This is a genomic window from Streptomyces sp. NPDC002577 (assembly GCF_053594815.1).
In genome coordinates this window covers 62,791-85,368 of the sequence record NZ_JBSFWK010000014.1, presented here as the reverse complement: position 1 = coordinate 85,368, position 22,578 = coordinate 62,791, and the positions used below count along the sequence as shown (strand labels likewise).

Annotated in this window: 20 protein-coding genes and 3 pseudogenes; 13 read left to right on the top strand and 10 right to left on the bottom strand. The window is 69.4% G+C overall.

The annotated features are described in order from the left end of the window. Nucleotides 1-17 precede the first annotated feature (17 nt). Nucleotides 18-797 (top strand): IclR family transcriptional regulator, encoded by a 780-nt coding sequence (locus ACWD4J_RS20220; protein ID WP_451396832.1) that lies wholly within the window; start codon nucleotides 18-20, stop codon nucleotides 795-797. A gap of 49 nt (nucleotides 798-846) precedes the next feature. Here the strand turns inward: ACWD4J_RS20220 and ACWD4J_RS20215 are convergent, their stop codons facing one another. Beyond that, on the bottom strand, nucleotides 847-1,728 hold the full coding sequence (locus ACWD4J_RS20215; RefSeq protein WP_451396753.1) for an LLM class F420-dependent oxidoreductase: 882 nt from the start codon (nucleotides 1,726-1,728) through the stop codon (nucleotides 847-849). Between the two features lie 695 nt (nucleotides 1,729-2,423). On the opposite strand from ACWD4J_RS20215, the pseudogene ACWD4J_RS20210 reads away from it, so the two are divergent. Then, nucleotides 2,424-3,401, top strand: a pseudogene (locus tag ACWD4J_RS20210) (XdhC family protein); the annotation flags it as partial. A 36-nt stretch (nucleotides 3,402-3,437) separates the two neighbouring features. Here ACWD4J_RS20210 and ACWD4J_RS20205 read toward each other — a convergent pair. Continuing rightward, on the bottom strand, nucleotides 3,438-4,304 hold the full coding sequence (locus ACWD4J_RS20205) for a helix-turn-helix domain-containing protein (protein ID WP_451396752.1): 867 nt from the start codon (nucleotides 4,302-4,304) through the stop codon (nucleotides 3,438-3,440). 216 nt (nucleotides 4,305-4,520) lie between these two features. On the opposite strand from ACWD4J_RS20205, the gene ACWD4J_RS20200 reads away from it, so the two are divergent. From ACWD4J_RS20200 to ACWD4J_RS20190, 3 genes and pseudogenes are all read left to right on the top strand, one after another. After that, a complete protein-coding gene (locus ACWD4J_RS20200) occupies nucleotides 4,521-5,501 on the top strand; it encodes an aldo/keto reductase (protein WP_451396751.1) in 981 nt (326 codons plus the stop codon). A 34-nt stretch (nucleotides 5,502-5,535) separates the two neighbouring features. Continuing rightward, nucleotides 5,536-5,916 (top strand): annotated as a pseudogene (locus ACWD4J_RS20195) (aldo/keto reductase); the annotation flags it as partial. A 33-nt stretch (nucleotides 5,917-5,949) separates the two neighbouring features. Beyond that, on the top strand, nucleotides 5,950-6,612 hold the full coding sequence (locus tag ACWD4J_RS20190) for an SDR family NAD(P)-dependent oxidoreductase (RefSeq protein ID WP_451396750.1): 663 nt from the start codon (nucleotides 5,950-5,952) through the stop codon (nucleotides 6,610-6,612). Between the two features lie 145 nt (nucleotides 6,613-6,757). Here ACWD4J_RS20190 and ACWD4J_RS20185 read toward each other — a convergent pair whose 3' ends face one another. The 4 genes from ACWD4J_RS20185 to ACWD4J_RS20170 all read right to left on the bottom strand — a co-directional run bounded on the left by ACWD4J_RS20185 (nucleotide 6,758) and on the right by ACWD4J_RS20170 (nucleotide 10,013). Then, nucleotides 6,758-7,336, bottom strand: coding sequence for an alcohol dehydrogenase catalytic domain-containing protein (locus ACWD4J_RS20185; RefSeq protein ID WP_451396749.1), 579 nt, complete (start codon nucleotides 7,334-7,336; stop codon nucleotides 6,758-6,760). An 81-nt stretch (nucleotides 7,337-7,417) separates the two neighbouring features. Then, the gene (locus ACWD4J_RS20180; protein ID WP_451396748.1) at nucleotides 7,418-7,681 is read right to left on the bottom strand and encodes a hypothetical protein; all 264 of its coding nucleotides are present in this window, start codon (nucleotides 7,679-7,681) and stop codon (nucleotides 7,418-7,420) included. A 124-nt stretch (nucleotides 7,682-7,805) separates the two neighbouring features. Further along, nucleotides 7,806-8,918, bottom strand: a complete 1,113-nt coding sequence (locus ACWD4J_RS20175) for an NADH:flavin oxidoreductase/NADH oxidase (RefSeq protein ID WP_451396747.1) — start codon at nucleotides 8,916-8,918, stop codon at nucleotides 7,806-7,808. A 225-nt stretch (nucleotides 8,919-9,143) separates the two neighbouring features. Beyond that, on the bottom strand, nucleotides 9,144-10,013 hold the full coding sequence (locus ACWD4J_RS20170) for a helix-turn-helix domain-containing protein (RefSeq protein WP_451396746.1): 870 nt from the start codon (nucleotides 10,011-10,013) through the stop codon (nucleotides 9,144-9,146). Nucleotides 10,014-10,287: 274 nt separating this feature from the next. Here ACWD4J_RS20170 and ACWD4J_RS20165 point away from each other — a divergent pair, with 274 nt between their 5' ends. Both ACWD4J_RS20165 and ACWD4J_RS20160 read left to right on the top strand, forming a co-directional pair. After that, nucleotides 10,288-11,133, top strand: coding sequence for an SDR family oxidoreductase (locus ACWD4J_RS20165; RefSeq protein ID WP_451396745.1), 846 nt, complete (start codon nucleotides 10,288-10,290; stop codon nucleotides 11,131-11,133). A 131-nt stretch (nucleotides 11,134-11,264) separates the two neighbouring features. Then, entirely contained in the window at nucleotides 11,265-11,780 is a 516-nt protein-coding gene (locus tag ACWD4J_RS20160) for a cupin domain-containing protein (RefSeq protein ID WP_451396831.1), read from the top strand. 42 nt (nucleotides 11,781-11,822) lie between these two features. Here ACWD4J_RS20160 and ACWD4J_RS20155 read toward each other — a convergent pair whose 3' ends face one another. Both ACWD4J_RS20155 and ACWD4J_RS20150 read right to left on the bottom strand, forming a co-directional pair. After that, nucleotides 11,823-12,800, bottom strand: a complete 978-nt coding sequence (locus ACWD4J_RS20155) for an NADPH:quinone reductase (protein WP_451396744.1) — start codon at nucleotides 12,798-12,800, stop codon at nucleotides 11,823-11,825. Nucleotides 12,801-12,821: 21 nt separating this feature from the next. Then, nucleotides 12,822-13,028: pseudogene (locus ACWD4J_RS20150) on the bottom strand (PadR family transcriptional regulator); the annotation flags it as partial. Between the two features lie 192 nt (nucleotides 13,029-13,220). Here ACWD4J_RS20150 and ACWD4J_RS20145 point away from each other — a divergent pair. Beyond that, on the top strand, nucleotides 13,221-14,027 hold the full coding sequence (locus ACWD4J_RS20145) for an alpha/beta fold hydrolase (protein WP_451396743.1): 807 nt from the start codon (nucleotides 13,221-13,223) through the stop codon (nucleotides 14,025-14,027). A 315-nt stretch (nucleotides 14,028-14,342) separates the two neighbouring features. Here ACWD4J_RS20145 and ACWD4J_RS20140 read toward each other — a convergent pair whose 3' ends face one another. Continuing rightward, complete coding sequence (locus ACWD4J_RS20140) at nucleotides 14,343-15,296, bottom strand: helix-turn-helix domain-containing protein (protein WP_451396742.1); 954 nt, start codon at nucleotides 15,294-15,296, stop codon at nucleotides 14,343-14,345. Between the two features lie 397 nt (nucleotides 15,297-15,693). Between ACWD4J_RS20140 and ACWD4J_RS20135 the strand changes: the two genes are divergently transcribed. The 5 genes from ACWD4J_RS20135 (at nucleotide 15,694) to ACWD4J_RS20115 (ending at nucleotide 21,244) form a co-directional block, all read left to right on the top strand. After that, nucleotides 15,694-16,083, top strand: a complete 390-nt coding sequence (locus ACWD4J_RS20135; RefSeq protein WP_451396741.1) for an ester cyclase — start codon at nucleotides 15,694-15,696, stop codon at nucleotides 16,081-16,083. A 196-nt stretch (nucleotides 16,084-16,279) separates the two neighbouring features. Further along, a complete protein-coding gene (locus ACWD4J_RS20130; RefSeq protein WP_451396740.1) occupies nucleotides 16,280-17,047 on the top strand; it encodes an SDR family NAD(P)-dependent oxidoreductase in 768 nt (255 codons plus the stop codon). A gap of 2,027 nt (nucleotides 17,048-19,074) precedes the next feature. After that, nucleotides 19,075-20,145, top strand: coding sequence for an aromatic ring-hydroxylating dioxygenase subunit alpha (locus tag ACWD4J_RS20125; RefSeq protein ID WP_451396739.1), 1,071 nt, complete (start codon nucleotides 19,075-19,077; stop codon nucleotides 20,143-20,145). Continuing rightward, nucleotides 20,142-20,312, top strand: coding sequence for a hypothetical protein (locus ACWD4J_RS20120; protein WP_451396738.1), 171 nt, complete (start codon nucleotides 20,142-20,144; stop codon nucleotides 20,310-20,312). The genes ACWD4J_RS20125 and ACWD4J_RS20120 overlap by 4 nt, the downstream gene beginning before the upstream one ends. Then, nucleotides 20,309-21,244 carry a PDR/VanB family oxidoreductase gene (locus ACWD4J_RS20115; RefSeq protein WP_451396737.1) on the top strand — a complete coding sequence of 312 codons (936 nt, stop codon included), beginning with the start codon at nucleotides 20,309-20,311 and terminating at the stop codon, nucleotides 21,242-21,244. Before ACWD4J_RS20120 ends, ACWD4J_RS20115 begins: the two co-directional genes overlap by 4 nt. 207 nt (nucleotides 21,245-21,451) lie before the next feature. Here ACWD4J_RS20115 and ACWD4J_RS20110 read toward each other — a convergent pair whose 3' ends face one another. Beyond that, the gene (locus ACWD4J_RS20110) at nucleotides 21,452-22,522 is read right to left on the bottom strand and encodes a cation diffusion facilitator family transporter (protein WP_451396736.1); all 1,071 of its coding nucleotides are present in this window, start codon (nucleotides 22,520-22,522) and stop codon (nucleotides 21,452-21,454) included. Nucleotides 22,523-22,578 lie beyond the last annotated feature (56 nt).

Genomic DNA, 22,578 nt, shown 5'->3' with positions numbered 1-22,578 from the left:
TGGCAGCGGACGCCGAGATGAGCCCGCGCTCCGCGCCCGACCGGCTCCTTGCGGTCCTCGGCGCCTTCGACCACGCGCACCCGGCGCTGTCCCTGACGGACATCAGCCGCCGCGCCGGACTGTCGCTGACCACCGCGCACCGGCTCGTCGGCGCGCTCACCGAGTGGGGCGCCCTGGAGCGCGACCCGTCCGGCGTCTACCACGTCGGGCTGCGGCTGTGGGAGATCGCGGCGCTGGCGCCCCGTGGGCTGGCACTGCGCCAGGTGGCTCTGCCCTTCCTGGAAGACCTGTACGAAGCGACCCACGAGAACGTGCAGATGGCGGTGCGCGACGGCAGCGAGGTCGTCTACATCGAGTGGATATCGGGCCGCTCGGCGGTCGGAGTGCGCATCAAGGTGGGCGCCCGCTGGCCCCTGCACGCCACCGGCGTCGGACTCGCACTGCTCGCCAGCACCGCCCCGGAGTTCCAGACGGAGTACTGCGTCGAGCCGCTCGCCTCGTTCACTCCCCACACCATCACGGACCCGGCCCGGCTGCGCCGCGTCCTCGCCGAGGTCCGACGTACCGGCTGCGCCGTGAGCAGCCGTCAGGTCACCGACGACGCCGTGTCCGTGGCCGCACCCGTGCGGGGCCCGGACGGCACGGTCGTCGCGGCCGTCTCGGTCGTCGTGCCCGTGCGGGACGCCCAGGTCCCCGCGCTGATCCCGCCCGTGCGGCTCGCGGCGCGCGGCATCTCACGGGCGCTGGGCTGGCACCCGGAACGCCCGGAGGCACCCGCCCAGCCGGACCGCCCGTAGACCGGTCGCCCATCGCGTACGCCTGCCGGACCCCGCCGTACCGCTGTGGTCAGCCGAGCTCGGCCAGGCGGCGTACCGCCGGTGCGCAGTGCCTCTCGATCCAGTCGGCCGGCTCGGCGACCGGCGGCATCACGATGACCGTCTCGATGCCGAGCTTGGCGTACCCGGCCATGTCGTCGGCGAACGCGTCGACGTCACCGTCCCGGAATGCTTCCCCGAGGTAGACCATGGTCTTGCGGATGCGGGAGTAGTCGCGTCCGGCCTCGTCGCAGTGCCCGCGCAACACGTCGAGCTTGTGCGCGACCTCGGCGTGGGACGAGCCGAAGAGGTTGCACGCGTCTGCGTACCGGGCGACCAGCCGGAGCGTCTTCTTCTCGCCCCCTCCGCCGATCATGATCTCGGGGTGGGGAGCGCTCACGGGCGGCGGCGTGCACCTGGTCTCGGCGAGCTTGTAGTACGTCCCGTCGAACGGGCCGTTGTCGTCCTGGTCCCACATCTGCAGGCAGATGCGCAGGGTCTCCTCGAGCCGCTCGAAGCGCTCGGCGAGCGGCGGGAACGGCACGCCCAGGCCCTGGTGCTCGCGCTCGTACCACGCGGCGCCGATACCGAGGGTCGCGCGGCCGCCGGAGAGGATGTCGAGCGTGGTGGCGATCTTCGCCAGCAGGCCGGGGTGGCGGTAGGTCGTCCCGGTGACGAGCGCCCCGAGCCGCACCGTCGAGGTGTGGGCCGCGAGGTGGCCCAGCGTGGTGTAGCACTCCAGCATGGCGGCCTCGGCGCCGCCGTTGTTCTCCATCTGGAAGTAGTGGTCCATGACCGACACCCAGCTCACGCCCGCCGCCTCGGCGGCCGCACCGGCCGCGGCCAGCTCGGGGCCGAGAGCGGCGGGCCCCCGGGGGTGGTCGAACTTGGTGATGTGTACGCCCAGTCGCACCGTGGTCTCCCGTCCGCGCCGTCCGTCGGCGCCGTCCGACCGCGCCGTCCGCGCCGTCCGCGCCGTCCGCGCCGTCCGCGCCGTCCGTCCACGTCGTCGTCGTGGACAACCACGACGGTAAATCTTCGAGTGCGCTTCACCGCAAGCCGGTTGGGCATGGCGAGCCCTGTCGTCGCGCTCCTTTTCCTTTCCTCCTCCCTCCTCTTCCGTCTGACGGAAGCGTTGTTGCCGCCGCGAGCACGCGTCACGAATCTGATGGCACACACCACGGCACCAAGGGGGCAAGGACGCCCCGCTTCTCAGGGACGGGATGCCATGACAGCCATGACCGCTTATCCGAGGAACCAGTGGTACAGCTAGCGCATCTTTCTGACCTGCGCTTGTGTGGGGGCGATGAGGCTGTGACCTGCTAGGACGGGTTGCAGAGGCGATCGGAGGCAGTCAGAGGAAATCGCTCTGATTCGACCCCGGTTCGACCCGGGTCGCTCGGAGGCAGTCAGAGGCAGCGGCCTCTCCAACTGGCCTCTGAGGGACCCTAGTTGAACGGGGTGGATCACGGTGACGACTCTGGCCCGGCTCCGACGCGTCTCCGGTCGAGTTGTGATGGGGACGCCTGCCTCTGATCCGGGCCAGGCATCACGAAGCCTCCAGGACGGCAATCCTGGAGGCTTCGCCTGGCACCGATTGGAGGTCGGGCCGTTTACGAACTGTGCCAACGGGTGCTGGCCGACGGCGGCACTCCCGCACGGGCCCGGTTCGGCTACTCCGACGACGACGCCTTCGCCGTCGGACTGACCTGCGGCGGCGAGATCGACGTCCTCGTGCAGTGCGTGGACCGGGCGGACCGATCCCATCTCGCCAAGGCCCTCGACGCGGTCGTACACAGTCGTCCCGCCGTCGTGGCCCAGGTCGTCGACGGCCCCGAAGAGCTCCTCGGCCGCACCCTTTCCCTCCTCGGCGACAGCAGCACATACGACGGAACCCTCGGCAGCGAACGCGAGGACCGGGCGGTGGCGGCACAGACCCGCGCGCTGCTGCGCGCCGGACGCACCGGCCGTATCGAGGTCGGCGGCGACGCGGACACCTGCCCCGACCGGCTCTCCGTCCTCGTCCACACCCACGCGCGCCGCCCCCGCATGCTCGTCTTCGGCGCCGTCGACTTCGCCGCTGCCCTCAGCCGGGCCGGGCACTTCCTCGGCTACCGGGTCACCGTCTGCGACGCCCGCCCCATGTTCGCCACCCCCGCCCGCTTCCCGCACGCCGACGAGGTGATCGTCGACTGGCCGCACCGGTATCTGGCAGACACCGAGGTCGACGCCCGCACCGCCATCTGCGTCCTCACCCACGACGCCAGATTCGACATCCCCCTGCTCCGGCTCGCACTCAGCCTCCCCGTCGGCTACGTCGGCGCGATGGGATCGCGGCGCACCCACGACCACCGGCTGGGCGCGCTACGTGAACTCGGCGTATCCGAGGACGAGTTGACTCGCCTGCGTTCCCCGATCGGACTCGATCTCGGCGCCCACACCCCAGAAGAAACAGCCGTGTCCATCACGGCCGAGATCATCGCCCACGCACACCAGGGCACCGGCCTGCCCCTGTCCCGCGGTACCGGGCCCATTCACCGCCCAGCGCCGGGTGCTCTTTCATCGGCCGCACGAACAGCCGCGTGACAACCGACCTGACCGCCTCGACCGGATGGCCCGGAGTCAGCCGACGGTGCCGGCGCTGGACTGGTGGGTGGTGGCCCAGGACGCGAGGAAGCGCAGAGCCTCGTGCGAGGGAGTACCGGGTTCCGCGGTCAGGACGGTGAGCTGCTGGTCGGGATCGGTGGGGCAGGCGAGGGTTTCCCAGTCGAGGGTGAGGTCACCGGCCACCGGGTGGTGGAAGGCCTTGGTGCCCATGGCGTGGTGGGCCACGTCGTGAGCGGCCCACCACTCGCGGAACTGAGGATCCTGAGCGGAGAGCTCCTCGACGAGTTCATTGAGCCGGGGGTCATCCGGGTTGTCAGCGGCTTCCATACGCAGAAAAGCGACGGTGGTACGGGCGACTTCTTCCCAGTCCGTATACAGCTTTCTCATCGCGGGGTCGGTGAATACCAGCCGCACGGAATTACGCTGCTTTTCCGGGATCTGCGAGAAGTCCGTCATCAGGGCCGCGGCGAGGGGATTCCAGGCAAGAATATCCATGCGTCGGCCGAGGACGAGAGCGGGGGTGTCGACGAGATTGTCGAGGAGCCGTCGCATCTGTGGACGGACGTTCTGCGCCGGACGCCGGCGTGGCCGTGCGTTTTCCTTCCCGGCCAGTCCGAGCAGGTAGTCGCGCTGGTCGTCGGCCAGGCGCAGCACCCCGGCCAGGGTCATCAGGACCGGGGCGGAGGCCTCTATACGGCCTTGTTCCAGGCGGGTGTAGTACTCGGTACTGATCGCCGCCAGCAGCGCCACTTCCTCCCGGCGCAGGCCCGGGACCCGGCGCAGGCTCCCGTTGTCGGGCAACCCCATGGACTGGGGGCTCAGCTCGGCACGGCGGGCCTTGAGGAAATCCCCCAGCTCGTTGAGGTGCGCGTCCCTGCTCATGCGCGCCACGGTACTGCGGAAACCGCTCCGGCACAGCGCGGCTGGGGGGTAGAGATCTCTACCTGGAACATTCATTCCCGGTAAGAGACCCTCCCCTTTGCAGAGGTCTCTGGGCATGTGACGCTGAACTCGCGACCGGGCAAAAACGAGGCAGCAGCGTCTCAGAAATAACCGCCCGAGTTTTCCCGCAACGAAACTGAGAAGCGGAGTTCTGTGATGAAGCACATCTCTCTGGGCGGACTTGATGTCTCCCGGATCGGCCTGGGAGCCATGACCATGGCCGGCACCTACACGACGGGCGGGGGACTCGATGACACCGAGTCGATCCGCACCATCCACCGGGCGCTGGACCTCGGAGTCACCCACATCGACACCGCCGAGATCTACGGCCCCTTCCACAGTGAGGAAATCGTGGGCGAGGCCATCAAGGGCCGGCGCGACGACGTCGTCGTGGCGACGAAGTTCGGTCTCGTCTCCCACGCCGGCGGCGGCCCCGGCGTCGTCGACAGCAGCCCCGGGAACGTGAAGGCCGCGGTCGAAGGCTCGCTCAAGCGGCTCGGCACCGACCACATCGACCTCTACTACCAGCACCGCGTCGACCGCAGCACTCCCATCGAGGAGACCATCGGTGCGCTGGCCGAGCTGGTCGCCGAGGGCAAGGTGCTCCACATCGGACTCTCCGAAGCCGGACCCGAGACGATCCGCCGGGCGCATGCCGTGCATCCGGTGGCCGCGCTGCAGACCGAATACTCCCTGTGGACCCGCGACGTCGAGGACGAGATCCTCCCGCTGCTGCGTGAGCTGGGTATCGGGTTCGTTCCCTACTCGCCGCTCGGGCACGGCCTGCTGACCGGCCAGATCCGCACCGTCGATGACTTCGCCGACGACGACTGGCGCAAGACCAACCCTCGTTTCACCGGTGAGAACTTCCAGCGCAACCTGCGCATCGTCGACGAAGTGCAGGCCATCGGAGCCGAGATCGGAGCCACCCCGGCCCAGACCGCGCTGGCATGGCTGCTGACCCGCGGCAACGGCATCGCCCCCATCCCCGGCACCCGGCGGGTCTCGCGCGTCGAAGAGAACACCGCCGCCGACGGCATCGAACTCAGCGCCGCTCAGCTCGACCGCCTGAACAACCTCACGCCGGCCTCGGGCGAACGCCACGACGAGGCGAACATGGCCAGCATCGACCGCTGACCGCCGGCGCCGCACACTCGGGAAAGACGAGGCCATGCAATACACACGTCTGGGGTCTTCGGGCCTCAGCATCAGCCGTATCGCCCTGGGCACCATGGGTTTCGGCGACGGATCCCGGGAGAAGTGGGCCCTCGGCTACGACTCTGCCGCACCGTTCTTCCGGCAAGCACTCGACCTCGGGATCACCTTCTGGGACACCGCCAACATCTACAGTTTCGGCGCCTCGGAAGAGATCGTCGGCCGGGCCATCAAGCAGTTCACGCGGCGCGACGACATCGTGCTGGCGACCAAGGTCCACCAGCACATGCATGACGGTCCCGGAGGCTCGGGGCTGTCCCGCAAGGCGATCATGGTGCAGGTCGACGCGTCGCTCACCCGCCTCGGCACCGAGTACATCGACCTGTACCAAATCCACGGGCGAGCGGCGCCCACCTTGAGGAGATGAAGCATGACCACGGCCGTCATCATCGGAGCAGGAAGCGGCCTGGGAGCGGCCGTCGCCCGACAGTTCGGCCACAGCGGCTTCGACGTCGCGCTGGTCTCCCGCGACCGGGCCCGGGTCGACGCGCTGGCGGGCGACCTGACCGCGGAGGGCGTGACAGCACGGGGTTTCGCCGCCGACGTGCGCGATCCGGCTGCCCGGGAAGCAGCCCTCGACGCGGCGACCGCCACTCTGGGCCCGATCGAGGTGCTGCAGTACAGTCCGGTCTCGCAGAAGGAGTTCATGCGGCCGGTACTGGAAACCACCCCCGATGATCTGGCGGCCCCGATCGAGTTCTCGCTCTACGGACCGGTCACCGCGGTGCGCCAAGTACTGCCCGGCATGCGGGCCCTCGGCCGCGGCACCCTCCTCTTCGTCAACGGAGGCACCGCCGTACGCCCCCATCCCGAGCGTGCCGGCACGTCGGTGTTCGCCGCCGAAAGCGCCTACGCCCGGATGCTCCACGACGCGCTCGCCGACGACAACGTCCACGTCGGGCAGCTCATCATTCCCGGCGCGATCGTGCCCGGCGACCCGAACACGGATCCCGCCGTCCTGGCCCGCACGCTGTGGGAGATGCATGGCGAGCGGAATGGATTCCGGCACTACGCACACGACTTGGGCTCCTGACCGCCGGATGGGTACGGGCCGTCGAACTGCTCGACGGCCCGTCCGGCTTGGAACACGCAGGCCGAACCCGCGCCCGCTACCCGATCGCGCCGGTTGGCCACCCCCAGGGCTGCTTCCAGGACAGCCGGACTGCGTGCTGCCGCCCTCACCGACGCCGTGCCGACCTCGGCGGCATCGTCTGCGTGGGTCGGTGTTCTCCGACGCCCAGTACGACGACGACCTCACCGAACTGGATCTCCATCCGTTCGACGCCGGTGAAGCCGGTGGCGGCCATGTCGTCGACGGACACGGCCTGGACATCGGTGACTCCGTCGGGAATGCGCGCCAGGTTGGAGTCGGCGTCGAAGCACTTGACCAGTTCCGAGAACCACCCGCCGTTGGTCGGGTCGTCGGAGAAGTAGGGGCTCTTGCTCTGGTGGAACTTGCCCTCTCCGCGCTGCGCCCGGGGGTGGCGCCAGTCGGCCAGCCCGGCGGGAAGGACGACACGGTCCCCGGGTGCGAAGTCAGCGACCAGGTCGCCGACGTGTTCGACGACTCCGACGGCCTCGTGGCCGATGACCTTGCCCAGCGCGTTCGGGAGCGAGAGCGAGTCGATGAGGTGCACGTCTGTGGTGCAGGTCGCTACCGCGGTCGGGCGGACCAGAGCGTCGTACGGTCCGATCTCCGGCACCGGGACCTCTTGCCAGTCGGCGCGGCCTTTCTCTTGGATGACGTAACCCTTCATAGGGCACTTCCCTTCGCGTCGTCCGGAATCTGGAGCGGGGCCCGCCCGTCCGGCGGGGCCGGCGGAGCTCGCCTGGGGTGGTCAAGCGGGGTTCGGGGCTTGGTTGCCGTCGAACAGGCCCGGGGTGTCGTGGGCGATGACGTTCTCCTGGGCCGGGACCTTGCCGAGGCGGTCGCTGTTGTCCGACGACGTGCGGTCTTCGTGCCCGAACGAGATGCCGAAGAAGAGCTTGAGGTCGTCGGGAACGTTCAGAACATCGCGGACGGTGTCGGCGTAGAGGCCCAGCACCGACGGCGTGCGCGTGGGCGGCGACATTTTCATGGATGAGGGCTGCCTTGCGCTCATGAAGTGGTGTTCCTTCCGTGGGTGCGGACGGCCGGCTCGCCCGGCGCCCCTCCGGGGCACGGGCAGCGTGAGACCGTCGCGCGGTGTTGGTGCAGCCACCGCCTGTGCGTGGGGGCCTTCCCCCTCAACGCCTGCTGCGCCGTTGGACGGCGTAGTCGTACTGCTCGGGCCAGCGGGGCTCGGCGCCGAGTTCGAGTGCGGCGTGCTGGGGCCAGTAGGGGTTGCGCAGCAGTTCGCGGCCGAGGAGGACGGCGTCGGCCTGTCCGGTGGCGACGATGTCCTCGGCCTGGGCGGGCTCCAGGATCAGGCCGACGGCGCTGGTGGGGATTCCGGTCTCGGTGCGGGCCTGGGCGGCGAAGGGCACCTGGTAGCCGGGCGCGATGGGGATCGTGGCGTCGGGGACCATACCGCCGGTGGACACGTCGAGGAGGTCGACGCCGTGGGCGGCCAGTTCCTTGGCGAGGCGGACGGTGTCGTCACCGGTCCAGCCCTCGCGCTCGTCCTGCGGATTCTCGGTCAGCCAGTCCGTGGCCGACGTGCGGAAGAAGACCGGCAGGTCGTCGGGCCACACCTCGCGTACGGCGTCGACCACCTGGAGGGGAAAACGCAGACGGTTCTCGAAGCTGCCGCCGTAGGAGTCGGTGCGGCGGTTGGAGGCCGGAGAGAGGAAGGAGTTGATCAGGAAGCCGTGGGCGCCGTGCAACTCGACCACCTGGAAGCGCGCGGCCAGGGCACGCTTCGCCGCCTCGGCGAAGTCGCGCACCAACTGCTGGATCTCATCCACCGTCAGTTCGCGCGGCACGGACCGCCCGGCGAACGGCTCCGGGCTGGGCGCGACCGCCTGCCAGCCGCCCTCGGCCTCGGGTATGTACCGACCGGTGAGCCAGGGCTTGTCGACGGACGCCTTGCGGCCTGCATGGCACAGCTGAATGGCCGGGACCGCCCCGTGAGAGCGGATGGCTGCAGTGATGCGCGTGAACGCCTGCTGCTGGCGGTCGTTCCACAGCCCCAGGTCCCAGGGGGTGATGCGCCCGTCAGGCCGTATCCCGGTCGCCTCGGCCATCACCAGCCCGGCTCCGCCGACGGCCCGGCTGGACAGGTGGGTCAGGTGGAAGTCGGTCGGCACCCCGATCTCCGGCCCGTCCGAAGCGGCCGAGTACATGCACATCGGGGACGTCCAGACGCGGTTGGGTATCTCAAGCGACCGCAGGGTCAGGGCAGTGAACAGGGCACTCACGAGTGGTTCCTCATCGGTTGGGGGGTGTATGGCGCAGCGGCGAGCAACGGCCTGGACCCACGGTCGGCCGTCGGGCGCACGAACCGCACGAGACGTCAGTGGCGCAACGGTGCGCCAGGACACGGCCTTGCCGCAGGACAGCCCAGGCGGGTGCGCCTCGCCGGCGGTGATGACGGCTGCGCCGCGTTGCGTCGGCAGTCGCAGGGTCGCCCCGTACTGGCGCGGTCAGGTGGCGGCGTCAGGTGCGGGCTGCTGGTGGCCCGTGGCCCAGGAGGCAAGGATGCGCAGCGCGTCGTGGGATGGGGTACCGGGTTCGGCGGTCAGCACGACGAGTTGCTTCTCGGCGTCGATGCTGGCGGTGAGGGTGTCCCAGTCGAGAGTCAGCTCGCCGGCCACGGGGTGGCGGAAGGTCTTGGTGCCCATCGTGCGGGCGGCGACGTGGTGGTCGCCCCACCAACGGCGGAAGTGCGGATCCTGCACGGACAGCTCTCCCACGAGGGCGGCCAGCCGGGGATCGTCGGGATACTTGGCAGCCTGCATCCGCAGCTGCGCCACGGTGGTGTGAGCGACCTCCTCCCAGTCCGCGTACAGCGTCCTCATCGCGGGATCGGTGAAAAGAATCCGCGTGTGGTTTCTTTTCTTCTCCGGAATTTCCGCGTAATCGCTCATCAGGGCGGCGGCCAGGGAATTCCAGGCGAGGATGTCCGTACGGCGGCCCAGAACAATAGCAGGGGTGTCGATCAGGTTGTCCAGGAGGCGCTGCAGCGTCGGCTGCACTTTCTGCACGGCACGGCGGCGAGGCCGGGCCTGGTCCTTGCCGGCGAGTTCGAAGAGGTAGTCCCGTTGGTCGTCGTCCAGACGCAGTACCTGCGCCAGAGCGGACAGCACCGGCCCCGATGCCTGGATGCGGCCCTGCTCAAGGCGCGTGTAGTACTCGGAGCTGATGGCGGCGAGCTGAGCGACTTCCTCACGGCGCAGTCCCTTGACCCGCCTCAGGCCGCCCGTCTCGGGCAGGCCCACGGCGCGGGGGCTCAGTTCGGCCCGGCGGGTCTTGAGGAACTCGCCCAGCTCGTTGAGATGCGCGTTGCGAGTCATACCGGCCAGTGTGGCACCGAATGGACCGACATTGGGGGGTAAGGATTTATACCTGGAACCTTTTATACGGGTAAGGAATTCTCCCCTTGTGGATGCGTGTGAAGGTGCGAAAGTCGGTGAGGTAGCCGGCAGAAACCGGCCAGGGCATCGGCAGCCCCCTCTGCGCAACCTGATCTGTCCCGATGCCCGGGAGGCCTGGCCTCGTCGGCGACGCCGCGCATCTCATCACCGCACAACTCCGGGTGCCGGATTCGGCATCTGAAAGGAATCCCTCATGAGCAAGGTCATTCTCGTCACCGGCGCCGGACGCGGCCTGGGCACCGACATCGCCCGCGAGGCCCTCAAGGCGGGCCACCAGGTCGTCGCCACCGGACGGCGCCCCGAAGAGGTCGAGAAGACCCTCGGCGGACGGCAGGACAACCTGCTGGTCACCAAGCTCGACGTCACCAGCCTCGACGACGCGCAGACCGCCGTCCAGGCAGCCGTCGACCGCTTCGGCCACATCGACGTCCTCATCAACAACGCCGGAAACTTCTACGCCGGCTACTTCGAAGAGATCACGCCCGACCAGATGCGCCAGCAGATCGAGACCAACCTCTTCGGCCCGATGAACGTCACCCGCGCCGTCCTGCCCGTCCTGCGCAAGCAGCGCGCCGGCCACGTCATCACCCTCTCCTCCTCCGCCGGAATCATTGGCCAGGAGTTCTGCGCCGCCTACGCCGCATCGAAGTTCGGCGTCGAGGGCTGGATGGAGTCGCTGCGCTACGACGTCGAGCCGTACAACATCCACACCACGGTCGTGGAACCCGGCTTCTTCCGCACCGAGTTGCTCGTCGACGGCTCCACCATCTGGCCCGAGCCGACCATCGACGACTACGCCCAGCGCACCACCGCCACCGTCGCCGCCTGGAAGAGCATGAACGGCCAGCAGACCGGCGACCCCGCCAAGCTCGCCCGCGCCCTGCTCGCCATCGCCGACCAGGACAAGCCCCTGCAGCGCTTCGTCGCCGGCGCCGACGCCATCGAAGGCGTCAAGGCCAAGGCCAACGAACTCCTCGCCCAGGCCGAAGCCTCCCGCGAACTCGGCGGCAACCTCGCCCACGACGACACCACCGCCTGAGAGCCCCGGAAGGCCGGCTGTCACGCTGCCGCCTGAACCGCGGCAGCGGCACTCTTCGAAGAAGGCACGATGGAGATTCTCAACCAACCGCCGTCCGCCAAAGGCCCGGCGGACATGTTCGCTGGTGATGTCTGGTTCGACGTCATCTACCAGGGTCAGGAGCCCTCGCGAGCGCGGGCGAACATGTCAGATTTGCGCCCGTTGCCCGTACCGCCTGGCACAGCCACGGCCTGGGCCAGACTCTGTACATCGTCGAGGGCATCGCCCTGATCCAGTCCCGTGGTGGCGAGATCCTCGAAGCCCGCCCCGGCGACGTCATCTACACGCCACCGGGCGAGGCGCACTGGCACGGCGCCGCCTCCGACCACTGCGGCTATTCCCCGACATACTGCCGGATCTGCGAATCCACCGCATCGCCCATCGAGTCGACAGGGGTGAGCGACACGGTGGTCCCGACCACGGCACGTTCAGAAGGTCGTACGACAGCCCCCGGCGTGCCCCCGACACCCCGACCGACCCTCGCGCCGGGTCCGCACCGCTGCGACGCCACCCGTGATCCGCGACATCTCAGGACCACTGCCTCCGACTGTGCACGCTTGGTCTCGTGCACCATCAACCGTCGGCTGCTGCCGCCTTTACCTCGGTAGCACCGGTCATCGCCCCGAAGGCAGTGTTCCGACTCTGCGTCATTAGGGGATGGTGAGCAGGACGCGGCCACGGCCTCCCGCGTCGACGCGGTCGTGGGCCTTGGCGATGTCCTCCAGCGGGTAGCGGTCGCCGACATCGACGCTGAGGGCGCCGACAGCGGCTGCGGAGGTCAGGTCGCGGGTGGCCTGGCTTCTGGCCTCGGCCGGGAAGTCGTCGCTGCCGAGCAGCCGCACGGTGACGTTGTTGAACAGCAAGGGCCAGAACGGGATCTCGGTGCGGTCGGCGCGGGTGGCGTAGGCCGCGATCACGGCGTTGTTCGCAGCGACGGCGTTGTCGAGGTCTGCGTTGTCCGACAGGGCCACCTCGATGATCCGGTCGACGCCCTGGGGTGCGTACGCGCGGATCGCCGCCGCCGGGTCCTCCTGGTCCAGGGCGACGGCGTGGGCTACAACGGCCGGGTCGACGCGGTCGAGGTCCGCACCACGGCGGACGGTGGCAAGCACGGTGGCGCCTGCCCAGCGGGCGAGCTGGGCTGCAAGGGAACCCACTCCTCCGAGCACGCCGTGCACGAGCACGAGCTTTCCCTCGACCGGTCCGTCGGCGAAGACGGTGCGGTGGGCGGTGATCCCGGGGATGCCCAGGCTCGCGCCGAGTTCGTCACCCAGGTGGTCGGGCAGGGGCACGGTCTGGCTGTCGGGTACGACGGTGTACTGGGCGGCGGTGCCGAAGGGACGGTAGGACTGGGCGCCGTACACCCAGACCCGCTGCCCGAGTCGGCGGGCGTCGACCCCGTTGCCGACCGCGTCGATGACGCCGGCGGCGTCGCTGTGCGGGATCACCCGCGGGTAGGGCATGGACGAGCCGAGCCAGCCGCGCCGCTTCTTGGTGTCGCCGGGGTTGACGCCCGAGAGGGTGACACGGACGCGGACCTCGCCGGGGCCGGGCTGGGGATCGGGCAGTTCGCCGATGCGCAGGACGTCGGCGGCGGGGCCCTGTTCGTCGTACCAGGACGCAAGCATGGGCAGTACCTCCGGGGCCGGTCAGCTCGCGGGTTCTTCGAGCCTAGGGGGATCGTTGTCGGTGCGCGCCGTGAAGGGCGCGGGCGGCTCCTCGCTGAGGACCTCACGCAGCCAGGCACGTTCGGCCTTGCTGATGGCACGGGCGGTGAGCAGCATGCCTCGCCGGTAGGGATCGGCGACCCCCTCCGCCCGCAGCGGCCGCTCGCCGTCGTAGAAGAAGCTCGCCGGCGTCACTGCAGGCTGGGGTCACCTCGCCGGCGCCATGGCCGCCGCCATTGCCTCGCCGCCCTGCCGACCCTGTCGCGCCTTCCGCAAAGGGCACGCCTCCCCACCGGCCGCCCGTCGGAGGAACCACCCCTGGCCTGCCCTCACAGGCGAGTCGGCATCGCCGCCACCGCACCCCCTTGAAAGATGAGAGACATGACCGACACACAGCACCGGCAAACCTTCGTCACCTCTGCCGACGGCACGAAGATCGCTGTCACCGTTACCGGCCGGGGACGCCCCCTCGTGGTCTCCCCGGGAGCCCTGAACGCGGCCCAGGACTGGCAGCCGCTGGCCGATGTCCTCGCACCGCACCTGACGACCTACGCGGTCGACCGCCGCGGCCACGGCTCCAGCGGTGACACCCCCGACCACAGCATCGAGCGCGAACAGGAGGACATCGCCGCCGTCCTCGACCTGGCCGGCCCGGACGCGATCCTGCTGGGCCACTCCTACGGCGGACTCGTGACCCTGGGCCTCGCCCTGCGCCGGCTCCCTGCGGCCTTCGTCCTCTACGAGCCGCCGGTACCGCTGCACGGTCCCATCGGAGGGGATGCCATCGCACCCTTCGAAGAGGCCGTGACCAAGGGCGACCTGGACCATGCGCTCACGCTGGGCACGCGCAACTTCCTTCAGATGCCGGAGGAGGCGATCGATGAGTTCCGCCGCAGCCCCGTGTGGTCCTGGCGCGCGTCGATGACGCCGACCTGGGCGCGGGAGGTCCGGGCCATCGATGCCTTCGGCGACGACCTCGACCGATTCACCGGCCTCACGACCCCGACGCTCCTCGTCACCGGGGAGCTCAGCCCGCCCGTCCTGCTCGACATCTCCCGGCGCCTTGATGATGCGCTGCCTAACAGCCGCCTCGTCCAGATTCCCGGTCATGCGCACGAGGCCTATCTGACCGCGCCCGAGGCACTGGCCGAAGAGATCCTCGCCTTCGCCCTGAAGGCCGCTGCGTAGCCGACGAAGACGTTGATCGCTTCCTTCCCCGGGTCCGGCCGGTGAGGTTGGACTGTCGGTCGCGGATCACACAGCAGAGCACCCTGAGTGCTGCCTCACCGTTCGGGACGTGCCCACGCCCGCGACTGGCCTTACCGGAAGCGGGAGTCGAGACTCCCGACCCTGGTCGGCGCGTAGACGATCTTCATGATCTCGAACGGGAAACGCCTGAGGCGCTCCCCTCTGTGGCACGCCAGCGACTCGTTCCGAGGCGATGAACCGGGCTGCGACACCAGGGCCCGCGAATCGACCCGTTGTCACGTTGCAGCTCGTCGATCAGTCGGACGTCTCGGCGGCCTGCTCGGAGTCGTCAGCCGACGCGGATCGCTCGACTGCATCGGTGGTCGCTGCCCAGCTGGCCAGCAGTTTCAGGGCGTCCTGCGAACGTGACGCGGGCTCGGCTGTGTATGTGAGGAGGAACTGGCTGGGATCGGCGCCCAGCGGGAATGTCTCGAACGGCAGGTCGAGGTCGCCGACGACCGGGTGGTGCAGGCGCTTCATGCCCGTGGTGTGGATCCGGACGTTGTGCGCGGCCCAGCGCTGACGGAAGTCCTCGCTGCGGGTGGACAGCTCCCCGATCAGGTCCGTCAGCCGCCGGTCGTAGGCGTCGCGGCCGGCCTCGGCCCGCAGCATGGCGACCGTGTCGTTGGCGACCTCGTCCCAGTCCCGGAAGAACTCGGCCGCATGCGCGTCGAGGAAGACGAACCGGGCGTTGCTGGGCGGCCTCACAGGGTCGGCGTAGAGCGGCGAGAACAAGGCGCGCCCGAGGTCGTTGGCGGCCAGGATGTCCAGGCGACCGCTGAGTACGAACGCGGGCGTTGCGACCATCGAGTCGAGCACGCGCTGCACCGCCGGCCGGACACGCTGCTGGGCCGGCCGGCGGCGGGGCGGACGGGTCGTGCCGGCGCCGCGCAGCAGGTCGAGAAGGTGGTTTCGCTCTGCCTCGTCCAGCTGCAGCGCTTGCGCAATGCCGTCGATGACGCTCTCGGAGACGCCGGTGGCGTTGCCGCGCTCCAGCCGGGTGTAGTACTCGCTGGAGATACCCGCGAGAAGGGCCACCTCCTCGCGGCGCAGACCGGTGACCCGTCGGCGGTCTCCGCCGTACATGGGCAGTCCGGCCTGTTCCGGGGTGACCCTGGCCCGTCGCGTGCCCAGGAATTCCCGGATCTCCGCGCGGAAATCACCGCGGATGTCACGGGGGGTGCCGTAAGGGTCTTTTCTGCCTGTCATGTCCTCCACTCTAGGAGCGCTGCCCGCTGGCTGGGGGTCCCTGTCAGTGACCCCCTCGTCAGGGACTCCCGCGCTCCCGCGGGCAGCCGGTTCTGTAGGGGGTGTGCACCGCCGATGGCGGTGCGGATGGCCCGGAGACGGCAGCGCATCTGACGCCCGTCTCCAGCCCCTCCCCGCGGCGCCACCAGCGCTGCAATCCCCCGAAGAAGAAGGACGAACAATGCGTCGACTCACCAAGGCTGGCGTCGTAGTCACGGCTCTTGGGGCTCTCAGCCTCTCGGCCTACGGAGCGAGTGCTGCGGACACGGCCAGCACGCCCCACGGCCACACGGGTTCCGCCGGCACTGCGGAATCCGTCTCGTGGAACCACGGGACCGCCCAAGCGAACAAGCGCATCATGGAGCGCTTCACCAGCGAGTTCCTGCCCACCGGCGACCCCGCGCTTGCGAAGAAGTTCCTCAGCCCGGACATCGTCATGTACTTCGCCGGGCAGAAGCAGCAGGGCCTGGACACCTACCTCGGCGTCGTCGCCGCGAACCAGAAGGCCTTCCCCGACCTCAAGTGGACGGTGGAGGACATGCGCGCCGAGGGTGACACCGTGGCGATCCGCTACACCATGACCGGCACCCAAGAGGGACCCTTCGCCGGGCACGAGGGCACCGGCAAGAAGGTCCACGCGGAGAGCATGGCGTTCTACCGGCTGTCCCACGGCAAGATCGTCGAGGAGCGCGCCCAGCTCGACATGCTGACCGTCCTCCAGCAGATCGGCGCCATACCGGCCGCATAGCCGCGCGTTCCCCACCTCACCCATAGCGGCCGGTCCGCCATATGCGACCGGCCCAGGTGCGAGGACACACCGCCGCCGGGTCCCGGCACTCATCGCTTCCTGACCTGGGACTCTACGTAATTCGTCGGCCGCGGCGACTGCCGTGATACCCCGCCGATTGCCCCCCATGTCGTACATCCAGAAAGAGAACTACCCCATGGCAACGAATCTGACCGGCACCATCGCTCTCGTCACCGGCGCCAGCAGCGGTATCGGCGCCGCCACCGCCCGCCAACTCGCCGAACGCGGTGCGTCCGTCGCCCTCGTGGCCCGCCGCAAGGGCCGTCTCGACGACCTCGCCGCCGAGATCGCCAAGGTCGGCGGCACGGCCCTGGCCGTAGAGGCGGACATCACCGACCGCGCCCAGGCCGAGGCCGCCGTACAGCAGACCGTCGAACACTTCGGACGCCTCGACATCCTGGTCAACAACGCCGGCCTCATGCTCCTGGGCCCGGTCGTCGGCGCCGATGTCGACGAATGGGAGCGAATGCTCGCCATCAACGTCCAGGGACTGCTCTACACCACCCGCGCCGCCCTCCCTCATTTGCTCACAGCCGCCGAGGACGGACCACGCCGCGTCGCCGACGTCGTCAACATCAGCTCCATCGCCGGTCGCGTCGCCTGGAACGGCTACGGCGTCTACAACCTCACCAAGTTCGGCGTCAACGGCTTCACCGAGTCCCTGCGCCAGGAGGTCACCCAGCGCCACGTGCGCGTCGGAGTCCTGGAGCCCGGCGGCGTGGACACCGAACTGGGCTCGCACAACGACCACAAGCCCGAAGTCCGCGAAGCGATCGGCGCCTTCTACGAGCAGACCGAGGTCCTCACCCCCGAGGACATCGCCGACGGCATCGCCTACATGGTCACCCGGCCCCGGCACGCCTCCATCGCCGAACTCTGGGTCATGCCCACCGACCAAGCCTGACCACACCGCAGAACCCACCACCCAGCGCGGTCCAATGCGTTCTCCGTGCATACGCCCAAGGGCACGCACAGGAACGCCAAAGAGAAGGGGGATGCGCGAGATACGGCAAAGGGCCCCGACCCGGCTATAAGCCCAGGCCAAAACTCAGCGGGCAGACGAGTCGGGCTGTACGCCGGGTTCTGTTCGAGATGGAGCCGACCCGCATCCGGTATCCGTCAACCATCCGGGCGCGACATGCCGGGCGAGTCGGCCACAACCAGTCCGCCTCGCGTCACGCGCGTCGCGCTCGGGTAGGCCGGCCCGAGCGGACGCCGCTGGGGCGTAGCGCACGCCCCTCGACCAGAACGCGCCGCCGCTGGGCCTGCGCGCCCCGTAGATCGCTTCCAGGATCTCAGTCCGACGCGGAGCCGACGAGCCCGGAGAAACCGCGATCTCACCGGAATGGAGAGTGAGATCCAGGCGTCCGGTTTCGTCTGTGTGGCGTAGTCCTTGAACTTCGAGCCCCAGTGCGCCGCGGAGTGGTGCGGTCCGGGAGACGTATTCGGCGATACCCCCGGTCATCAGGGTGACGGCTTCGCCCGTCAGGGTCGAGCACGGCGGGCTGTTCGGCCACCACGATGAGCCGTACAGCGTGGGAGAGTCCCGCGCTGTGGACACGATCTACTGCTGGGCCGTCGACAACTCGCGCACGAGCCGAGCCGGGTCGACCACCGGGTGCCCAAGTCGCCCGAAAGGTTGCGTTGTTGACGCTCGAGGCGGTCTTTCCGCGTACGACGAAAGACCAGGCCGACGATGGCCTCGCCGGTGCGGTTGCCGCCCTCGCGGATCAGGTCCAGCACGATGGCGTCACTCGCGGCGGTCAGGATGCCGTTCGCCTCGTACCGCGAGGTGAGTTCCGTCGACCGACCCTGCTCAGCCGCCTCCACGGTGTCCCAAGCGAGGGTCGCCCCGCTGAAGCGGGCTTCCAGGCTGCCCCGTTCGCCATGGGCGCACGGGCGTCCGTCACCCCGCGCGGGGGACCTCACCGCCACCGACGACACCAGTGTCGACCTGGACACAGAAGATGTGAACTCCCTCAACTGCCCAGCCATGGGCAGGACTTACTTGAGCACCACTCAAGGGCCCTCGCGGAGGTCCATGAACTCGTTGAGGTACCGAGATTTCCAGTTCGGCGTCGGTGACGGCGAGCCGACCGAGGCTGTGCTGATGTCGGCGCCGAGGAATGGCAGTTCCGGGGCGTACCGGATGTTGCGAGAGCGCCGGCTGCCTCGCGAGGCGGCGGGGCAGCCGGCCACGCCACCCGCCTACCACCCGTCTCCTGGATGGCCCCTGCCGCCCGGCAGGTCGGTCTTGGCCAGGAACCGCCATTCCCGGGCCGTCGCACGTCAGCCGTCCCGCCTGAAGACATTTCCGCAGGACATGATCACGAAAGGCGTGCACCACCACCAGCGAAGAATCCGCTGGTGAGCCCCCTGCGCCTGGCAGCCGACCACAGCCACTCAGCGCCTCTTCAGCGGCTCATCGGTCCGACTGCTCGTCGCGCCGTCCCCGTACACGAGGCGAACCAGCACGTGACCTCACACCACCCTGACCAGCGGCGACACGCCTAACACCCTAAAAGGGTGCGGATTCGACCCGGATTCGACCCGAGGGCCCCAGACTCCAAAACGATCAGTAGTTGACCTGCAGTGATGCTGATTCTTGCCGCTGTACCGAGCATCCATCAACAGACGGGTATCACATTTGCAATTAAGTGGACATGTTTGGGCGATTAACGCTACGCAGTGAGTAGTCGCACTCGCCGTCGCCCTCTCCGGCTAACCCCAGCGCGAACCGAACAGCAGCACCACCCGGGCCACCTACTCTGGCGACTAGGGGCTGACAGAACAGGGCTCTGACCAGACTCTTTACAGAAGTCCTTCCGCCTGGCAGAAGCCGCCTTGCCGAGCCGATGCAAGCCTCACGACCCTGATCGCAACCACGGCACGCGGGGCGCCGGAGCCCCGCCGACAGGGATGGGAACTGCCATGCCGCACATGACCGCGTTCGCCAGGAACCAGTGGTACGTCGCCGCCTACGCGCACGAGGTGGGCCGCGAGTTGCTCGGCCGTACGATCCTCGGCGAGCCCCTCGTCTTCTACCGCACCGAGGAGGACGGGACGCCCGTCGCCCTGCACGACCGGTGCGTGCACCGCCGCTTCCCGCTGTCGGAGAGCCCGACCCGCCTCGACGGTGACCGGATCGTGTGCGGCTACCACGGCTTCACGTACGACACGACGGGCACCTGTGTGTACGTGCCCGGCCAGAAGCGCATCCCGCGCACGGCGCGCGTCGCCTCGTATCCGGTGGTCGAGCAGGACGCGCTGATCTGGGTGTGGATCGGCGACCCGGCGCTGGCCGACCCTCAGGCCATCCCGCGGGCCAAGCACCTCGACTCCCCCGGCTGGGTCACCGTCCGCGGCATGGAGCCCATCGACTGCGACTACGGGCTCCTGGTCGACAACCTCCTCGACCTCTCCCACGAGACGTATCTGCACGGCGGTTACATCGGCACCCCCGAGGTCGCCGAGACGCCGATCACCACCGAGGTCGACGAGGGCGCGGGCATCGTGCGCGTGAGCCGGCACATGGACGACGCCGAGTGCCCGCCGTTCTACGCCCGCTCCACCGGCATCGAGGGCCGCATCACCCGCTGGCAGGACATCGAGTACCACGCGCCGTGCCTGTATCTGCTGCACAGCCGCATCGCCCCGGTCGGCGTGCTGCCCGAGCCGGACGGCAGCGACCCGAACGGCTTCCACACCGAGATCACGTACGCCATCACGCCGTCCGCCGACGGCAAGGTGTACGACTTCTGGATGGTCTCGCGCGACTGGGCGACGGATGATGAAGCGGTCACCGAGTTCCTGCGGGGCAACAACCACACGGTCGTCATGCAGGACGTGGACGCGCTGAACCTGCTGCAGAAGACCCTGGACACCGAGCCCGCCGGCTACCAGGAGCTCAGCATCAACATCGACACCGGCGGTCTCGCCGCCCGCCGCATCCTCGCCCGGCTGGTCGAGGAGGGCGCGAAGCCGATGGAGAAGGTCCAGTGACCTCACCGACCGGCGAGATCTACCGCATCGACTGGCTGCCGGGCACGGACGTCCTGCACGGCACCTGTCACTGCGGCCGCGAGCACACCGCGCAGGACCCGATCGAGATGTGGGAGTGGATGCTCGCCCACCCGCAGGGACACGAGTCGCAAGGAACCAGCTCATGACCTCGTACGAAGCCGAACTCGTCGTCGACCGCAGGGATTCCACGGCTGACGGCGTGATCGCCCTCAGCCTCCGCCACCCCCTGGGCGAACAGCTCCCGGTGTGGGAGCCTGGCGCGCACATCGACGTACTGCTCGGCCCCGGCCTGGAGCGGCAGTACTCACTGTGCGGGGACCCGGCGGACCGGAGCGTCTGGCGGATCGCCGTCCTGCGCGAACCCGACGGGCGCGGTGGTTCCGCGTACGTCCACGGCGAGTTGAGGCAGGGCGACAAGGTCCGCGTGCGCGGCCCCCGCAACCACTTCGCACTCGAACCCGCCCCGCGCTACCGCTTCATCGCGGGCGGCATCGGCATCACCCCGATTCTGCCGATGCTGGCCGCGGCCGAGGCGGCGGGCGCGGAGTGGACGCTGCTGTACGGCGGCCGGACGCGCGCTTCCATGGCGTTCACCGACGAGTTGGGCGCGTACGGGGACAGGGTCACGATCGCTCCGCAGGACGAGGCGGGGCTGCTGGATCTCGCCTCCGTGCTCGATGACGTTCCCGAGGGCGCGCTCGTCTACTGCTGCGGTCCCGGGGCGCTGCTGGACGCGGTCGAGGAGCGGTGCCCGGGCGGGCTGCTGCACATCGAGCGGTTCCAGCCGAAGGAGCAGGAGACCGGCCCGGACACCTCCTTCGAGGTGGAGCTGTCCCGCTCGGCGAAGACGGTCGCGGTGCCCGAGGGCGTCTCGGTGCTGGACGCCGTGCGGTCGGCGGGCGTCGAGGTGCTGTACTCCTGCACGGAAGGCACCTGCGGCACGTGTGAGACCGACGTGCTCGAGGGGACACCGGACCACCGGGACTCGGTGCTCACCGACGAGGAGCGGGAGGCGGGCGAGACGATGATGATCTGCGTGTCGCGCTGCCGGGGGCCACGGCTGGTCCTGGATCTCTGACACTCCGCTGAGAGCGCTTTCGGGCCGTCCTGGCTCCCCCACTTCCCCGAGAGCACTCTCGACAGCCCGGCTTCGGCGTGCCCCTGCCGCCTCAGATCCGGCTGACGGACGCCGTGTCCGACGACAGCCGCTGGGCGACGCAGCAAGGTGCAGAGACGACAGCGGAGCCGCCCGCGGCCGCAGGGCCTCAGGGGACGAACGGAGCCCTCAGGACGACGCCCGGTGATGCGCCAGCACGGCGTGCGGATCCTCGTCCGTCCCCGCTGGTCCGGCGGGCGCCGGATCGGCGTGGACGAGGGCGGCCGACAGCCGCGGTACGGCATGCAGCAGGGCGTGTTCGGCGGCCACCGCCACCCCGTGGGCGGCCCGCGCGGTGACCTCGCCGTCGACCACGACGGCCACCTCGGCGCGCAGCCGGTGGCCGATCCAGCGCAGCCGCAACTCCCCCACGTCGCGTACGCCCGGCACCTCGCGCAGCGCGCGCTCGGCCGCGTCGACCAGCGCCGGATCGACGGCGTCCATCATGCGGCGGAACACCTCGCGGGCGGCGTCACGCAGGGCGAACAGAATGGCGACGGTGATCAGCAGACCGACCACGGGGTCGGCGACCGGCAGCCCGGCGGCCACGCCGCCCGCGCCCACCAGCACGGCGAGCGAGGTGAATCCGTCCGTCCGCGCGTGCAGACCGTCGGCGACCAGGGCCGCGGAACCGATGCGGCGGCCCGTGCGGATGCGGTAGCGGGCCACCCATTCGTTGCCGAGGAAGCCGATCAGCGCGGCCGCGGTGACGGCGGGCAGATGCTCGACGGCCCGCGGGTGCAGCAGCCGGTCCACGGCGGTCCAGGCCGCGAAGGCGGCCGAAAGCCCGATGGTCAGCACGATGACGAGGCCTGCCAGGTCCTCGGCGCGGCCGTATCCGTAGGTGAAGCGGCGGTTGGCGGCGCGTCGGCCCACCGCGAAGGCGATCGCGAGCGGTACGGCGGTCAGGGCGTCCCCCGCGTTGTGCAGGGTGTCGCCGAGCAGCGCCACGGATCCGGAGAGCGCGACGACCGCTCCTTGAAGGCAGGCGGTGGCGCCCAGCACGAGGAGCGAGATCCAGAGCGTCCGCATGCCGGCCGCCGAGCTCTCCATCGCGCTGTCGACCTTGTCGGCCGCCTCGTGGGAATGCGGGGTGACGACGTGGGCCAGGCGGTGGCGGAGCCGGGACCATCGGCCATGACCGTGCTCATGGCCGTGGTTGTGCCCGTGCTCGTGGCTGCACGCATGCTGACCGTTCACATGTGCATACTAATGCACCTATTGAACCTTGGCACCTGCTGACCGCGCCCTACGAT

Bases quoted from the DNA above. Each gene is read 5' to 3' on its own strand.
- ACWD4J_RS20220 (WP_451396832.1), top strand. From the start codon at position 18: ATGAGCCCGCGCTCCGCGCCCGACCGGCTCCTTGCGGTCCTCGGCGCC.
- ACWD4J_RS20205 (WP_451396752.1), bottom strand. From the start codon at position 4,304: ATGAGCAGGGACGCGCACCTCAACGAGCTGGGGGATTTCCTCAAGGCC.
- ACWD4J_RS20200 (WP_451396751.1), top strand. From the start codon at position 4,521: ATGAAGCACATCTCTCTGGGCGGACTTGATGTCTCCCGGATCGGCCTG.
- ACWD4J_RS20190 (WP_451396750.1), top strand. From the start codon at position 5,950: ATGACCACGGCCGTCATCATCGGAGCAGGAAGCGGCCTGGGAGCGGCC.
- ACWD4J_RS20185 (WP_451396749.1), bottom strand. From the start codon at position 7,336: ATGAAGGGTTACGTCATCCAAGAGAAAGGCCGCGCCGACTGGCAAGAG.
- ACWD4J_RS20180 (WP_451396748.1), bottom strand. From the start codon at position 7,681: ATGAGCGCAAGGCAGCCCTCATCCATGAAAATGTCGCCGCCCACGCGC.
- ACWD4J_RS20170 (WP_451396746.1), bottom strand. From the start codon at position 10,013: ATGACTCGCAACGCGCATCTCAACGAGCTGGGCGAGTTCCTCAAGACC.
- ACWD4J_RS20165 (WP_451396745.1), top strand. From the start codon at position 10,288: ATGAGCAAGGTCATTCTCGTCACCGGCGCCGGACGCGGCCTGGGCACC.
- ACWD4J_RS20155 (WP_451396744.1), bottom strand. From the start codon at position 12,800: ATGCTTGCGTCCTGGTACGACGAACAGGGCCCCGCCGCCGACGTCCTG.
- ACWD4J_RS20145 (WP_451396743.1), top strand. From the start codon at position 13,221: ATGACCGACACACAGCACCGGCAAACCTTCGTCACCTCTGCCGACGGC.
- ACWD4J_RS20140 (WP_451396742.1), bottom strand. From the start codon at position 15,296: ATGACAGGCAGAAAAGACCCTTACGGCACCCCCCGTGACATCCGCGGT.
- ACWD4J_RS20135 (WP_451396741.1), top strand. From the start codon at position 15,694: ATGGAGCGCTTCACCAGCGAGTTCCTGCCCACCGGCGACCCCGCGCTT.
- ACWD4J_RS20130 (WP_451396740.1), top strand. From the start codon at position 16,280: ATGGCAACGAATCTGACCGGCACCATCGCTCTCGTCACCGGCGCCAGC.
- ACWD4J_RS20125 (WP_451396739.1), top strand. From the start codon at position 19,075: ATGCCGCACATGACCGCGTTCGCCAGGAACCAGTGGTACGTCGCCGCC.
- ACWD4J_RS20115 (WP_451396737.1), top strand. From the start codon at position 20,309: ATGACCTCGTACGAAGCCGAACTCGTCGTCGACCGCAGGGATTCCACG.